This is a genomic window from Marinobacter sp. (assembly GCF_048259445.1).
In the GTDB taxonomy this organism is placed as follows: domain Bacteria; phylum Pseudomonadota; class Gammaproteobacteria; order Pseudomonadales; family Oleiphilaceae; genus Marinobacter.
Genome location: NZ_JBLXHQ010000015.1, coordinates 25737 through 40639 on the forward strand (window position 1 = coordinate 25737; position 14903 = coordinate 40639).

General features: G+C 52.4%; 17 protein-coding genes. 7 read left to right on the top strand and 10 right to left on the bottom strand.

Features of this window, described 5'->3' with window-relative positions; all coding sequences use genetic code 11:
• The first annotated feature begins 65 nt into the window (after positions 1–65).
• The gene (locus ACN0RL_RS11925; RefSeq protein ID WP_071266268.1) at positions 66–272 is read left to right on the top strand and encodes a cold-shock protein; all 207 of its coding nucleotides are present in this window, start codon (positions 66–68) and stop codon (positions 270–272) included.
• A 70-nt stretch (positions 273–342) separates the two neighbouring features.
• Here the strand turns inward: ACN0RL_RS11925 and ACN0RL_RS11930 are convergent, their stop codons facing one another.
• Positions 343–1416: a GGDEF domain-containing protein gene (locus ACN0RL_RS11930; protein ID WP_417517016.1), complete on the bottom strand. Its 1074-nt coding sequence runs from the start codon at positions 1414–1416 to the stop codon at positions 343–345.
• 266 nt (positions 1417–1682) lie between these two features.
• Here ACN0RL_RS11930 and ACN0RL_RS11935 point away from each other — a divergent pair, with 266 nt between their 5' ends.
• Entirely contained in the window at positions 1683–1859 is a 177-nt protein-coding gene (locus ACN0RL_RS11935) for a CCGSCS motif protein (protein WP_417517018.1), read from the top strand.
• Between the two features lie 90 nt (positions 1860–1949).
• Here ACN0RL_RS11935 and ACN0RL_RS11940 read toward each other — a convergent pair whose 3' ends face one another.
• The 4 genes from ACN0RL_RS11940 to ACN0RL_RS11955 form a co-directional block, all read right to left on the bottom strand.
• Positions 1950–2459: a copper chaperone PCu(A)C gene (locus ACN0RL_RS11940; protein WP_417517020.1), complete on the bottom strand. Its 510-nt coding sequence runs from the start codon at positions 2457–2459 to the stop codon at positions 1950–1952.
• 146 nt (positions 2460–2605) lie between these two features.
• Complete coding sequence (locus ACN0RL_RS11945) at positions 2606–3121, bottom strand: phosphate-starvation-inducible PsiE family protein (protein ID WP_417517022.1); 516 nt, start codon at positions 3119–3121, stop codon at positions 2606–2608.
• A 42-nt stretch (positions 3122–3163) separates the two neighbouring features.
• Positions 3164–3502, bottom strand: coding sequence for a zinc ribbon domain-containing protein YjdM (locus ACN0RL_RS11950; RefSeq protein ID WP_417517024.1), 339 nt, complete (start codon positions 3500–3502; stop codon positions 3164–3166).
• A 40-nt stretch (positions 3503–3542) separates the two neighbouring features.
• Complete coding sequence (locus ACN0RL_RS11955; protein WP_417517026.1) at positions 3543–4115, bottom strand: histidine phosphatase family protein; 573 nt, start codon at positions 4113–4115, stop codon at positions 3543–3545.
• Between the two features lie 147 nt (positions 4116–4262).
• Here ACN0RL_RS11955 and ACN0RL_RS11960 point away from each other — a divergent pair, with 147 nt between their 5' ends.
• Together ACN0RL_RS11960 and ACN0RL_RS11965 are read left to right on the top strand one after the other, a co-directional pair.
• Positions 4263–4724 carry a YaiI/YqxD family protein gene (locus tag ACN0RL_RS11960; RefSeq protein ID WP_417517028.1) on the top strand — a complete coding sequence of 154 codons (462 nt, stop codon included), beginning with the start codon at positions 4263–4265 and terminating at the stop codon, positions 4722–4724.
• 209 nt (positions 4725–4933) lie between these two features.
• Positions 4934–6037, top strand: a complete 1104-nt coding sequence (locus tag ACN0RL_RS11965; protein ID WP_417517159.1) for a PQQ-dependent sugar dehydrogenase — start codon at positions 4934–4936, stop codon at positions 6035–6037.
• On the opposite strand, the gene ACN0RL_RS11970 is transcribed toward ACN0RL_RS11965, so the two are convergent.
• Positions 6031–6444: a GFA family protein gene (locus ACN0RL_RS11970; protein WP_417517030.1), complete on the bottom strand. Its 414-nt coding sequence runs from the start codon at positions 6442–6444 to the stop codon at positions 6031–6033. The two genes, ACN0RL_RS11965 and ACN0RL_RS11970, sit on opposite strands and share 7 nt — an antisense overlap.
• 100 nt (positions 6445–6544) lie before the next feature.
• Entirely contained in the window at positions 6545–7312 is a 768-nt protein-coding gene (locus ACN0RL_RS11975) for a glutathione S-transferase N-terminal domain-containing protein (RefSeq protein ID WP_417517032.1), read from the bottom strand.
• Between the two features lie 305 nt (positions 7313–7617).
• Here ACN0RL_RS11975 and dacB point away from each other — a divergent pair, with 305 nt between their 5' ends.
• Both dacB and ACN0RL_RS11985 read left to right on the top strand, forming a co-directional pair.
• Positions 7618–9186, top strand: a complete 1569-nt coding sequence (gene dacB, locus ACN0RL_RS11980; protein WP_417517034.1) for a D-alanyl-D-alanine carboxypeptidase/D-alanyl-D-alanine-endopeptidase — start codon at positions 7618–7620, stop codon at positions 9184–9186.
• Positions 9187–9297: 111 nt separating this feature from the next.
• On the top strand, positions 9298–11130 hold the full coding sequence (locus tag ACN0RL_RS11985) for a transposase (protein WP_417517036.1): 1833 nt from the start codon (positions 9298–9300) through the stop codon (positions 11128–11130).
• Positions 11131–11251: 121 nt separating this feature from the next.
• On the opposite strand, the gene ACN0RL_RS11990 is transcribed toward ACN0RL_RS11985, so the two are convergent.
• Both ACN0RL_RS11990 and ACN0RL_RS11995 read right to left on the bottom strand, forming a co-directional pair.
• A complete protein-coding gene (locus ACN0RL_RS11990) occupies positions 11252–12670 on the bottom strand; it encodes a DUF4397 domain-containing protein (protein WP_417517038.1) in 1419 nt (472 codons plus the stop codon).
• A gap of 135 nt (positions 12671–12805) precedes the next feature.
• Positions 12806–13072: a DUF2798 domain-containing protein gene (locus ACN0RL_RS11995; protein ID WP_417517040.1), complete on the bottom strand. Its 267-nt coding sequence runs from the start codon at positions 13070–13072 to the stop codon at positions 12806–12808.
• A 142-nt stretch (positions 13073–13214) separates the two neighbouring features.
• Between ACN0RL_RS11995 and ACN0RL_RS12000 the strand changes: the two genes are divergently transcribed.
• Entirely contained in the window at positions 13215–14129 is a 915-nt protein-coding gene (locus tag ACN0RL_RS12000; protein ID WP_417517042.1) for a DUF6279 family lipoprotein, read from the top strand.
• Here the strand turns inward: ACN0RL_RS12000 and ACN0RL_RS12005 are convergent.
• Complete coding sequence (locus ACN0RL_RS12005) at positions 14126–14896, bottom strand: SDR family oxidoreductase (protein ID WP_417517044.1); 771 nt, start codon at positions 14894–14896, stop codon at positions 14126–14128. The genes ACN0RL_RS12000 and ACN0RL_RS12005 overlap by 4 nt on opposite strands.
• Between the last annotated feature and the right edge of the window lie 7 nt (positions 14897–14903).

Sequence of the window (14903 nt, forward strand, 5' to 3'; positions counted from 1 at the left end):
CCGCTGACCAGCCATCAACATGATGACCTGGCGGCACTTTAAATGATTGAAATCAGGATTATATTATGTCTACTGTTACCGGTACTGTTAAGTTTTTCAACGAAGCAAAAGGTTTTGGCTTTATTACTCGTGAAGGCGGCCCCGACGTATTCGTTCACTACAGCGCTATCCAGGGCGGCGGATTCAAGACTCTGGCTGAAGGCCAGCAGGTTGACTTCACTGTGACTCAGGGCCAGAAAGGTCCTCAGGCTGAGAACGTTGTTGCTGTTTAATTAACAGACAACGCTAAAAAAAGGCAGCTTCAGCTGCCTTTTTTATTGCCTTCATTTTATTACTCCCGCTTTACCGCTCCAGAGCTTCCTCCTGCTCTACCCGATTTCGCCCCCCGGCCTTACCGCGGTATAACGCCCTGTCTGCGCGACTGATAACAGAACCACGGTCGTCATTTTCACACATCTCACTCACACCGATGCTTGCCGTCACATTGATCGACTCACCTGTAGTGATCTGCCAATCGTGACTTCGAAGTGCAATCCTGATCCTCTCTGCACTTGCCAGCGCACTTGCGAGCCTGGTATCAGGAAGAATAACCAGAAACTCCTCTCCACCCCAGCGCGCAACCATATCCTGAGTTCGCAGCTGGGCCGGAATTAACTGCCCGATCTCTGCCAGTATTTTGTCACCCATTTCATGGCCATAAAGATCATTGATTGATTTGAAATGGTCGAGATCGAGCAACATAAAGGTAACAGGGTGCCCCGCCCTGCGAAAACGTGCGATTTCATTATCCGCCAGATCACTTCCCTGGCGACGATTAAACAGCCCCGTCAGCGAATCAACCGTAGCCAGCTTACGAAGCTTGCGTTGTGCCGAGACCACCATACTCATATAGAGGAAAGACAGGTAGGCGAACATCCCGAATACAACGCTCAGATTAAACAAGTGAACGCCCAGCAAGGCTTCAGACGAGATAGGCTGAACAGGATCGATAAACCACATGAGAATATCGAGCGCTATGTAATAGCCCCAAAGCCCCAGCAGTAAAGAGTATATCGTGCCACGACGTACGGAGCTGATGCACAGAGCCGGGATGAACATCAGCAAATAATAATGAAAGCCACTACCCCACCCGAGCATTATCGTCCCGAGCGCCGAGTGAATAATCACCTCCAGCCAGATCAACGCGATAGCCAGGCGATTCTGCCTGCGCTCAATAGCGTAATAAGCGGCGGCATACAGAGCGACGCTGCCAACATTTATCCACGCAAGGATAGGCGATCCGAGAAAATGAAACAGGAAGAAAAAAGAAATATCGACTGCCGCTGCAAGCTGGCATGTCCGGCGGGCAACCCGCCAGAACTTCAGCCCACGTTCACGCCGCGATGCAGGGTTCACCGCACTATTGTCGTTATTCATATACTGCAAATTCCCCTGCGACAGAACGGCCAGTGTTACCTGAAATCCTGCCATTAAGTTCCCTGGCAAAAACACCGAGGAACAAAAACTGATTATAGGTATATTCGCGCACGACTTTAGCACAAAAGTGAAACTGTGAATCCCTTTCAACAGACTTGCGGTCGTTACCTACTCACATATCAGAAACATCCGTTGACTAGCCGCTTTACGCCAAATAAGATACATAACACATGAATCTTATTTGAAGCCAAAAAGAGATATTCCTGATGACACAGTTATTTAAAGAAGTGGCCAGCCCCAAAACCGCCGATAAAACAGAAGCTGAAAAACTCAAAGAAGGGATTGCTGAGCAAGCCGCCGGAGCGTCCGACAGCATCGAAAAAGAAACTGTAAAGAAAGGTAAACACGGAGACTCAGGCGTCTGCTGCGGTGGCTGTTCTTAAAAACAAGCCAGATCAAGAATACCGGCAGTGACGCTATCAGTGCATATTACATAGGCTGAAAGTGTCACTGCCCGCTTAAGCCGGAGAACATCAGTGGTCCATCTTGTGCCCGGAATGGTCCATTTCAGGCTCTTTCATATCAGCGTCCAGCGACTGCACGCTTAGCTCCACTTCGATTGTTTCTGCGCCTTCAAACTCCAGCGTCAGAGGAATACTTTCTCCCTCCTTCAGCGGTTCCGGGAGTTTTTCCAGCATCAAATGATAGCTATGGGGCTTGAGCTCCACGGTTTCGCCGGACGATATTGTCAGCCCGTTCTTCAGCGGCTGCATGCGCATGACACCATCTTTCATCTGTGTTTCATGAATTGAAACATGACCCGCTCTGGGCGTGCTCGCGCTGACCAATGTGATATCCCTGTCGCTATGATTTCTGATGATCATATAGCCGACACCCATAGGCGTGCCTGGTGGCGTTGGCCGACTCCACGGGTGCTCTATCGCAATGTTTCCATGAACATGCTCATTGGCCGTTACAGCAGTAGTAAAAATCTGGGCAATCAGTGCGCTACTGGCAAGCAGCAGTGTCATTAGTTTTTTCATGGTGTCTCGCGTCGCTACTGTTGAACGGATGATGATTTATATCAGTTTTTGAAGCTTCAGTGCCAACAGTGTTGCGCTCAGCCCGGTTCAACGCAAGCGGCTTGCTGCGTCGAATAGTCGCAGCAAGCACGCCAGCACAAACCACTTCAGTCATCCCACTCGTGGTACTGATTACCCTGCCGCAGAAGCCAGTAAGTGATACCAAGTGCCAGCGTTGTAGCTGCGATACCAATCAGGTACATGGGAGTCAGCGTGTCGAAGTCCAGCACAATGACTTTTCGCGCGATCGCCATCAATGCTGTAGCAACCACCAGCTGGACCGGAAACACATTCGTGCCCAGATAAAGCCGAATATTGATGAAAATTTCTACCGCAATGAGTACAGCCATGAAGGCCCCGAAGGTGTAGAAAATATCATTGATATCCAGAAGCAGAAAAGGCGGCGTCGCGAGGCGGTCGTAGATGATATAGATAACATCCCCCACTCCCCACAGGATGACCGCTACCATCAAAACCGCTAGAACACGGATTGCAAACCGTATAATCAGATGCAGCCCGCGAAACAAAGGATCGGGGAAGTCTGCAGGAAGCTCTTGATGCAGCTCGTGCTTTTTTTCAACCTCAGGCTGAACTGCGGCCGCTTCAAGTTCTTTATCTGACATAGAACGCCTCCGGGGCATCACTCAAGACCATTGCCGAGAATATCAGACTTTTTTTACAAACTCGGATTTAAGCTTCATGGCGCCAATACCATCGATCTTGCAATCAATATCGTGGTCACCGTCTACCAGGCGGATACCCTTAACCTTGGTGCCAACTTTTACAACCGAGCTTGAGCCCTTAACTTTCAGGTCCTTGATAACAGTAACAGTATCGCCATCCTGAAGTTCGTTACCGTTGGCATCGCGCACCAATTTTCCTGCCGCAGCCGCAGCCGTCTCTGCTTCTGTCCATTCATGGGCGCACTCGGGGCAGACTAGCTGAACTCCATCTTCATAGGTGTAGGCAGAACCGCATTGGGGGCAAGGAGGGAGTTTGGACATCGGTGTTTCCTGATCGCTGAATTTGCGCAGGATTATACCATTAACGACCCGGTGAGACCCTTGCAAGAACCTCGGCCGATTCCGACAATGGCAACGCGATAATCACTCCCTCATTTGATGACGGAAAAATCCCGGTCAATGCGGTTGTATTGACCTGATGGGAAACCAGAAATATCGGCAGCCCCGCTGCCATATTATTAACACCCTCAATAACTTCCCGGGTCTGAGGGGAGCGATCGCTTCGGTTCTGGAAAAACGAATTCAGCGATGGCCACTCCGACACGACACCAACATCCATTCCCACCGCGGTGTCCATACACCGGCACCACTGGCTGGAGAACACCCGCGCTTCAAATATCCCACGCTCCGCCAGAAACGGTTTCCAGGCGCGCGCCTGCTCCCGACCGGTATCATTCAGATTTCGCTGAGTGCTGCAGTCCCCGAGCCTGAAATTAGCTGGGTCGCCCGTTCCGGGGGCCAACGCATGTCGCATCATCAAAACCGCGTTCCCCTGACGCAGCGCCTCCCAAGCCCTGGCATCACTATCACTTGCGTTTGCTGGCAAGGAAAATAAAAGTGCCAACAAGCCCGAAGCCAGAATTCTCAGAGCCATAAAGCATCCTCCCCGCAATGACAGCGCACCCAACAAGAGGCCGCGAATAAATCAAAACTCACTGTGTGGATACGTGGGCCTCCACTACCGGGTTCACAACAACAAAAGGTAGACTCTCAAAGAACTGAATCAACAAAGGAGCCAGCCATGCCAATCTGGGTCGACGCCGACGCCTGCCCTGTGCCCATTCGGGAAATTCTCTGCCGTGCAGCCTCTCGCTGGCAAGTTCAAACGACTTTCATTGCCAACCATGTGATCAAGCTGCAGCCCAGCCCTTACATTAAGGCCAGGCAGGTTATGCAGGGTTTTGATGTGGCGGATAACGAGATTATGGATCAACTCAGCTCCGGCGATCTTGTGATCACTCAGGACATTCCGCTGGCGGCCGAAGCCATAGAGAAAGGTGCCGATGTTTTCAACCCGAGAGGACAGGCTTTCACAAAGGAAAACATCCGCCAGCGCCTCGCCATGAGGAACTTTATGGAAGAGATGCGTAACGCCGGACAAGTTACTGGCGGCCAGGCCCCTTTCAGCCAGACCGACAAAAAAGAATTCGCTGACAAGCTGGACCGGTGGTTACAGCGCAACTGCAAGCCCGACAATAACTAAGGTAACAAAAAGACCGGCGCCCGCCGCAATCTTTAGCCCTTCAATCATTTCCTGTTCTGCCGTCATGGCTGTATCTCCCTGGCCTAATGGTGTAAACAGATCGTATGAAAAAAATCTGCCTTGCTTTCGCAGATGCACAATTATATTAATGATATTGATTATCATTTGCAATACAAAGAGAGGTTCACATGCAACCTGCCCGATCCTTGATGATGCTCATCGGCTTGTTTCTTTCGGGGCTATCCTTCGCAGCCGCAAGCCAGACCTATAACAGCGAGGATGCTCGCTTCAAGCTGGAAACCGTTGCCGCTGATCTCGAGCACCCCTGGAGCCTGGCCTTTCTTCCCGATGGCTCCATGCTCGTTACAGAGAGGGCTGGCAGGCTACGTGTCATTCAGGATGGAAAGCTCTTGCCGCAAGCGGTTCAGGGGCTTCCTGCACCTGCGGTATCAGGCCAGGGTGGGCTGCTCGATATAGCTCTACATCCGGAGTTTGCAAAAAACCGAACACTGTTCCTCAGCTACGCACACCGCTCCGGCGACGGAATGACAACCCGTGTAGCACGTGCAATCTATGAGGAAGGAAGGCTAAAAGACGTGAGAGTCATCTTTGAGGCGCTCCCGCGCTCCGGTGGCTCTCGCCACTTCGGGGGGCGAATGGCATTCGACGCATCCGGCTATCTTTATATTTCCGTTGGTGACCGTGGCGATAAGGATCGGGCTCAGGACACTGAAGACGACGCCGGTGGAGTCCACCGTATCACTGTGAATGGTGAGCCGGCACCAGGCAATCCGGGGCTTGATGACCCGGGCGTTAACAACACTCTGTTTACCTGGGGAAACCGCAACATTCAGGGCATGACCGTCCATCCCGAAACCGGTGATATCTGGACCCATGAGCACGGCCCGCGGGGCGGCGACGAGATCAACATCTTAAAAGCCGGCACCAACTATGGATGGCCGGAGATAACCTACGGTATTGGTTACTCCGGCATTCCGATTAGCTTGAGAACCGAAGAGGAAGGCATGGCGCAGCCCCTGCACTACTGGGATCCGTCCATTGCACCTTCAGGCATGGCATTTTACAACGGCTCCGAGTTCCCTGAATGGCAAGGCAATTGGTTCGTCGGGGCTCTGAAATTACGGAAACTGGTTCGTCTGGAAGTAACAAACGGAGAAGTAACCACGGAAGAAGACCTGCTTACCGATCTGGAAGAACGCATTCGCGACGTCAGAACCGGCCCGGACGGAAGCTTATGGCTGCTAACGGACTCCTCACAGGGGAAAGTCTACCGAATAGTGCCGGTTCAGTGAGGATCGCCGGTACGCTCGGTTTTTTCGTACTGAGGCAGAGTGTCTGTAATTTCAAACCAGTTCGACTTTGAACCGGTGTAGACATGCTGTGCCGGCCCCTTTTCCAGAGGCTCGTTAATCACACCAACACGCAGTCGAAGAATGCCGGGAATCGCATCCACGCGACTGTACAAATGGCTCCCGCAGCGGCTGCAGAAGGCACGGTATTTTCCCGGACGTGACTCGTATTCGGTCAGATGATCCTCGCCTGACAAGAAACGAAAGCGCACTTTCTGCACCGGGGAACTCGCAGAAAATGCACTGCCGTGAGCGCGGCGGCACTGGCTGCAATGGCAAAGGGAAAGCGGGCCCAGCGGGCCCTCATATTCAAATGTAATATCACCACACAGACACTGGCCGGTATACATGGACTTCCTGCTGATCATTTCCCGGGAGTTTTAAAGCTATTCAATAGCCGACCATGATACCTGCCATGAGGCCCTCTAAACAGCGAAGTCGACGTTTGTTTCAGGCATATTGCGCGTTCAGGTAATCCAGTATGCGGGCAGACTCGAACAAACCCTCCCCGGTATTCGGATCCTCAAGGTAAGGCACCTGAACCCTGCCGTGCGCCTTGAAGAAAGCATCGCGCTTTCCGCCGGGTGCCGGCGTGTAGGGCCCGGGCTTGATGCGCTGCTTCGCGGGGCCGATTTCCGTCCAGTGTTCCTTACCCAGGTTATGCAGGGTGTAAGGAATCTCCAGCTCACACAGCCTCTCTCGTACCAACCGGGAGAAAGGGCTGCCCTCAAAACTCCACAAATGTAGCGGCTTCTTCGGCTGTTTTCCCGAACCTGCCCGCAGCCCTCTCATAGCGCTGGCTACAGACGCAAATGAACCCAACACCGGCTGCCAGACACGCTCACGGTAGTAGCCGGGCACCGGTCGCCCCGCATACTGGAGGAACAGATACTTGATGATTGCTTCCGACTCGTACATCACCGTCTCAGTATTCCGGTCGACCAGCAAAGGAAATTGCTGTTTGCCCCCGGCTGCCTCTGCCTGGCTCCGGAAAATGCGGCCACCTTTGGGACAGGGGCGGATCTCCACATCGAGATTGAGCGCAGTCAGAGCTTCACGCACCCGGCGGCAGTAGGGGCAACCTTCCATGTCGTAAAGCACGAGAGGCTGCTCCGGCTGTGGCACATCGCTTACCACCAGGCATCCACGCCAAGCTGTAAACGATGAGGTTGCGACGGAGCCCAGTACGTGCGCATGGTGAGCGAGTCTATTAAACATAATCAAATCCTCAATTGGTAACCCGACCATTATCATTAAATAACACGTGTTTCCATTGGCTTACGATAACGGAAAATATCGGCAACAGTGCCGCAGCCGGTATCCTGTTGGCGGCTGCCTCGTCACTTCGGGCAAGCTGACTTACACTCAGTCACAAAACCCTATTATAAACAAGCAGGCTACTGGCATTTTTTAACGTCATGTAGAGGTTTTCTGCATAGTACAATCAACAGAGATGGGCTATTGTTAATCTTAGAAGTCTTATTTTCACAGCTTTTCAAACAAACACTATGGTGATGCCGGGTATGCCGTATTCAAACAGCGCAGGGAAAGTCACTCTTCGGCAAAAGCGCCAGGCGCTGACCCTCGCCGCAGCGTTTGTTCTGACACCTGTTCTGGCATACTTCCCGTCAACATTGGCTGCTGATGGCGACAGCACCGGCTACAGCAGCAATCGGCTCTGGGCCAGCCAGATGCGCGACTACGCAACCAAATCCCTTAAAAGTGAGGAAGCGCTGAGCATGGCTGCGGTGCCTTTGAATGGCCCCGGGCTTGATCAGAACATCAATGCAGATGTGCCCATGAGCCCCGGCTCGATAATGAAGGTCGTTACCACCTACGCAGCCCTGGAAATTCTCGGCCCTACCCATCACTGGGACACAGATTTTCTGACCGACGGCGAAATGATCGGAGATACGCTCAAAGGCAACCTCTACGTGCGCTTCGGCGGCGACCCGAAACTCACCTTCGAAAGACTTTGGACAACCCTGCGGGAACTCCGGGATATGGGCATTACCCGCATCGATGGCAATCTGGTGCTGGATGGCAGCTATTTTGAAGTTGATGGTGGTTTTCCCGCATTCGAAGATAATGGCGACAACCCATACGCGCCCTTTCTGGTCGAGCCATCAGCCTATCTGACCAACCTCAACCTGATGCACTTCCAGGTGCGTGCAGACGAACGCGGCACCCAGGCCTGGAGTACGCCGGCGCTGAGTGAAATCGTTATCGACAACCGGGTAACCGCAGTGGCCGACGGCGCCTGCCCGTCGCGCCGCAGTTTTGAGTGGGAGCCGGTATTTCAGGAAGGTGGAAGAGTCACCGTGCGGGTAACCGGCGAATTGCCGCAAGGCTGCCGTACTACAACCTACCTCTCTCTGTTGCCCCATGAGCAATACAGCGGCTCCATGATCCGTTCACTGCTTGGAGAGATGGGCATCATAGTTTCCGGTGGAAACCTGAGCGGATTAACTCCGGAAACGGCGCGACTGGTTATGAAAACCACGTCGCCAGATTTGGTCACTATGGTGCGGGACATCAACAAGTGGAGCAGCAACGTGATGGCACGGCAGCTGTTATTGACCATCGGCGCACAAAACCGGCTGGATAACGAAAACGACGACCGGGTAGCCGGCATACGCGTTATTTATGAGTGGCTGGAGAAAAAAGGCGTCGACACCGCCGGGATGGTCATCGACAACGGTGCGGGTCTGACCCGCCATGGCAAAATCACTGCCCGGCAAGGCACGAAAATTCTGCAACACGCCTGGAACAGCCCCTACGCTTCAGACCTCATGGCCTCCATGCCGATTATTGCCATGGATGGAACCATGGCCCGCCGCCTGCGCAATACCGGCATGGATGGCGAAGGCCGGATTAAAACCGGCTATCTGGAAAACGTGCGGTCTATAGCTGGCTTTACGCGGGATGAGAACAATACAACCTGGGCTGTTGTGGGCATGGTGAACAATGATCCAGCCTGGAATGGACAGGCTGTGCTGGATCGAATTCTTTACTCTCTGCATTTCCGGCCGCCTACGGGCACTGCGCTTTCTCGGGTGGACTCAGGCCAACACCGCACTTCCGTTCAATAAAAAAAGCCCCGGAAGACCCAAGCCGTTCACCTAAAGTGGATCTGAACGGCTTGGCCTAGCCCGAAAAGGCGCTATACTACTGGATATCCAGACAGTATGGTGCCTTTTTTCATGAGAAAGAAATCTTGCCAGAAGGATTGGCCGCGAGTTCCGGAAAGGTTCGAGGGAATTCAAGTAAACGGCTGTGGGGCACCGGATTGCGAGAATTTTGGTCTCTCGCCTGTCCCCGAAGAAAGGATATGCAAGGAATCTAATAGAGAAACGGATGATCGTCAAATTCTGGAGATGCCGGAACCTTTCAGAATTCAGGGAACGGGTCTCAATTCTGCCGCGCTAGCCTGCAAATCCTGTGAAACCAGAAAACAATTCGGTAATTATTCCGGCAGCATCACCTCTGCACTTAAAAGTAACCAGGCGGTCGCTGAGGAACTTCACCGCATCAGCCGATATCTTTCGGGTCCTGACTTAAGTTGTCCCAACGGCTGCACGAACGAGGGCGGCGAAATAAAGCGACGTGGGAAAACGGCTTCAGGCTCTCAACGCTATCAATGCCTCTCCTGCCGGAAGACATTTACACCCAAAAAGAGAAACCGCGCCCATCGAAGACCCGAAACGAACAAACAATTCTTCAAGCTTCTCGTTAATCGCGTTCCTTTGCGCCGAATCGCTGAAATCCTGTCTATTCATCCAAAAACACTCTACGGGAAAATAGATTTCCTGCACCGTCAGTGCCTGGACTTTGCAAGTCGGCGAGAAGCTGAGCTTAAAAAAATGGACCGTGATCGACTGTATCTGGCGACAGATCGTCAGGTGCAAATCAGCAACTGGACGCAGCGCAAAGATAAACGGAACTGTGAGGTTTATGGAATTGCTACGGCCTGTCTCCGAACCGGTTATGTGTTCGCCTTCAATTTCAATTTTGATGCGAGCGTCGATCAAGATCAGATAGAAAAACATGCGATCCAGATTGGTGATTATGACCGCCCCAAATACCATCGAAATTACGCAAGGGTGTGGCTGAAGCAAGAGTTTGCAGATGCCACCAAGCGCTCCTCAAGCCGTTTAGAGCGCCTGGCAGCAGGGTCCTTGGCGGAAGAGGTGCAACGCAAGGCCGCCTTCGATAGCAGCGTGAATGTGAGTGGTTCATCTGAGGATTTTGATACCACAACACGCCTTCCGGCTAAAGGCGTCTTGATTCACAACGAATACACCATGGCAGCCCATTTCTTTTTGTTGAGGAATCTACTGGGATCTGTAAAGCGAACTCGTTTTTATATGGACCAGGACACCGGAATGCGTGGTGCATATATTGCAGCATTCCGCGACAAAATAATGAATGGGGAATCGGATGGATTCCTGATTAGGGCAAGCAAAGATAAGACCGTCGATGCCAAACGGCAATTGGTTCGTGATGCTCAAGAAATGATCAGCGAGTATGCTGGAGTTGCCTTCCTGAAAATGTCTCGGAAGGAGCGAAAGGCAGTTATCAATCAAATGTTGATCGACCGAATTCAAAAACCACTGTCGTTTCCGAATTCCCCTGAGAAATGGGTTCAACATCCAGAAGCCACAATGGTGGAATCGGAAAAAATGATCGCGGCCATCACTGGGATCGACCGTTACTCTCTTGACCATCAAGCGAGTCTTCTTCAGATGGGGTCACTGCATGCGGTAGATCGATTCTTTATGCAAATTCGGCGGGCCATAAGTTGTTTTGAACGCCCATTTGGATCGGGCACCAGCGGAAGACGCATCTGGTACGGATACTCACCATATAATCCGGACAGGTACAGCCAACTTGGAGACATCTACCGGGTTTATTACAACTTCTGCAAAACCAATGATAAAGGCAAGACTCCGGCGATGCGGTTGGGGCTTGCAAAAGGCCCAGTAGACCTAGAAAAGATCATCTATCTCGACAAATACGTGAAGACCAGCGCATAAAAAAAGGGCCAGTGGATAAATCCACCGACCCTCTTTGTCGCCCGGCCTTGCCAAACTAGATCCACTTTAAGTGAACGGCTTGCGGAAGACCGGGGCTTTTTACGCTACAAATCTAAATTTTTTACAATGGTTGATTAGGCTGCGGCTGAGCAGCAAAATCGTCAAACAAAATTAGCCCTAATTGATTCAGAGGAGCCTCGGCTTCTGCATCAGCATCCCGCGCGACCACTGTGTAAACGCCACCTGCATTCAGCTCAACACCTTCGGCGGTGATTGCCGGTGTACCCGTACCTGTGGGCGCAATATAAACGTTATAAGTGCCATCCGCTATCGGCAGGTAATCTGTCACAGCCTTGAAGGGCACATTTGAGAGAGCCGGATCTGAGTTACCGATGCCATCTTGAGTGCTCGGCACCAAATAAATATCAACATTGCCGGCAGCAGTGGAGGCATGAACGATTCTCAGAGAAGCTTGTGTAGCAATGCTGCGCACTTTATCTTCGACTACCAGTGCCTCAATGCTATCTAATTGACCAACCGCAAGAGCGGTATAGCCTTGACCGTTAGCGAGCGGAAGTGTCTCATCAATCACGACCAACCCACCATCAAGCCCAGTTCCAGCAGCTGCGACCTGAACGCGAGTATCTCCAGCCGGCAAGGCAGCATAGCCATCAAGGAAGGCAAACGGAGAAATGCTACCGAATGGGATGTTGGCCAATGGCGTTACGGTTCCGTCGACAAAAACGTCGACGTTTGGCGCATTAGAGGACGCATGAACGATACGTACGCCAGCGGCTTGGCCAGCGTCATAGATCTCCGAGACGTCAGCTCCGTTCAGAACAACGAGGCTGATCGGACTGGCATCGCCATTCGCGCCGGTGTTATCAACAGCGCCAATCAGCAGATCAGAGCCCGCCGGCAAAGCAACTTGACCACTGTCAAACACAACGGTACTTGATCCGGCAGGGGTCACGCGGATCTGATAATCGTTTGCTGCCGGCAATTCCAGAGGACCAACACTCTCTTTGAAAGAAAAGCTGAAAGCCGACGTATCAAGTTCTTCACCAAAAGCTGTTACATATACATCTACTGGCCCCGCGGCCGCTACCTGGGCTGCCGGAGACAAGTGAGCAACCCGCAGGCGAGCGCTGTCCGCATCTTCGCGAGCACCGTCGTCAGTCAAAATCAGAGGCGCAATGGTTTCGTCTCCCACGTTTCCGACCGCAATCACGTCGTACTTGGTGTCGGAACGCAGCGAAACGCCATCAGCTGAGATCACGGTAGCTGTCTGGCCACCCGGCAGCAAGCCGTCGACGGCAATTGACGCAACACCGGCAGTTGGGGTGAGAACGGCAGCCTGTTTATAATCAGCGCCAGCAACAACAACATCACCATTGACTTTTACATTTACCGCCGGCGCATCGGAAGATGCATGCAGCACCCTGACCTGTGTTGCCGGATCATCATTATCGTTATCACTACAACCCACCAGCATAACGCTGCCGGCCAAAGCCATAGTCAGTGCAAATTTTGTTTTCATTGTCTCGTGCCCTCTGTTCCAAGATTGACTACCAGGATGAAGTGGTTCAAATCGGCACATGTTCAGTTGCTGACACATTGTGCGTAAAAACTACTTACGGGGAGACAATAAAAACGGATTGTAAAATTTTACATTTCAGTTTACAGGTGTACGCTTATTATCCTCACCGGGTCGCCCTAACGTCATTTCGGTTAGTTTCACTGCCACGGGTGCTATAAAGGTGACCAGCGGGAAAGCCACAGCCCAGGCGACCAGAAAGGCGGGTAGCCAGCGATAGACAAACTCGCTGTCTATGCCGGTGTTAATAAAAGTAATCACACCGGACATGAGCAGCGACATCATACCGGACATGTAAAATCCGAACACAAGCTGGCGCAGGCGTGCGGGTTTAATTCGACTCATGAATGCTCCTCGTCAGATTACAGGTTCAGGGACAGCCGCATCCGAAAACCCGGGTATGTCGTACATTGATGTGCATGGATACGTAATATTAATGAGCTAGCGATCTTTTTTCGATAGGTTTGTTTACCGAGTCAGGCGCAATATGGATCAGTATGGACATTCATTTCAGGTACAAGCCAAACGAGCTGTCGCCTTGCTGCTCGTTACCATTTTTGCTGTCTCCGGATGCAGCTCCACGAAACTCGCATACCGTTACGCAGACTGGGGAATCATCTGGTGGGTTGAAGACTTCATTACGCTCACTGAACCTCAGAAACAGCAACTGAATGCAGACATAGAGAATCTGAAAGGATGGCACTGCAGCAATGAGCTTCCGCGCTATCGCACATGGTTGGAAAACCTTCAAAGCGACCTGGCTGCAGGCGATCCCGGGCCGGCCGCAGTCAGTAGCCTGCAAACCCGGCTGACAACTTTTATTCCGCCACTGTTGAACCAGATAACACCCATTGCGAACAATCTGCTTTCCAGCCTCAGTGACGAACAGGTGCGCGAGCTGGCAAACAACATGTCGAAAAATCATCAGGAACTGGAAGAGAAATTTCTGACCGGCGACTCGGAACAGGTTGCGCAAGCAAGAGCGGAACGGACGGCGGAGCGAGCTGAGCGCTGGCTGGGAAGCCTGAATGGCCAGCAACTGAACAGCATCAATAACTGGTCAGAAAATCGCGTAGGGCAAACCGAAATCTGGCTGGAAGGGCGTAAAAACTGGCAAAGAGCCCTGCTGGAGGCCCTGGAAGACCGCAAGGAGCCGGGTTTTGAAGCATCTATAAGCGAATTGATCACCAATCCGGAGGCCGGCCGGGGCGAGGCCTATGCAGAGATGATGGATAGAAGTATGGAAGCCATGACGTCGCTGATTCAGGATCTGTTACTGGCGAGCCAACCCTCACATCTGGACCACCTCACCCGCCGCGCATCAGAATTGAGCGGCGACTTCAAAGCCCTCACCTGCCAACCAGGCTCCGAAGTCGCGTCACGAGCCCTTACGAGTCGTTAAATCGTAAGGTAGCCGCCATCAGCATTAATGCAGGCTCCCGTGGTATAACTGGAAGCGTCTGACACCAGGTACAGAACCGTACCCGCCATCTCGCTCGGGTCTGCCACACGCTTCATGGGAATGTGAGCCATAGCCTGCTTCTTGATCGCTTCATTGGTCGTCAGGGCGCTGGCAAACTTGGTGTCTGTCAGCCCTGGCAGCAGAGCGTTTACGCGAATCTTCTGCTGGCCCAGCTCCATGGCGAAGGATTTGGTCATGGAGATAACGGCGGCTTTGGTTACCGAGTAAATGCCCTGGAAGTGGCCGGGGTTTACACCGTTAACCGAAGCCACGTTGACGATTGAACCACCGCCGTTTTTCTTCATCAGCTGCGCCCCACGGGCACACATGAAAAAGTAACCGCGAATGTTCACATCGACCGTTTTCTGGAAAGCCCCGAGATCTGTGTCTTCAGCAGGGCCAAAATACGGGTTGGCCGCAGCGTTGTTGACCAGAATGTCCAGCTTGCCATGTTCTTTTTCAATATAAGCCCAGATCGCCTCGATCTGATCCATTTCCCCAATGTGGCAGGCATAGGCCTCAGCGCTGCCACCGCCATCGCGAATGCTGCTGGCCACGGCCTCACAGCCGTCGATCTTGCGACTGGTAACAATCACGTGAGCGCCATAGTCCGCCAGAGTACGGGCAATACTCTCGCCGATGCCTCGGCTGGCACCGGTAATCAGGGCCGTTTTGCCGGTCAGATCAAACAGGTCTTTCTTGCTCATTCGTTCA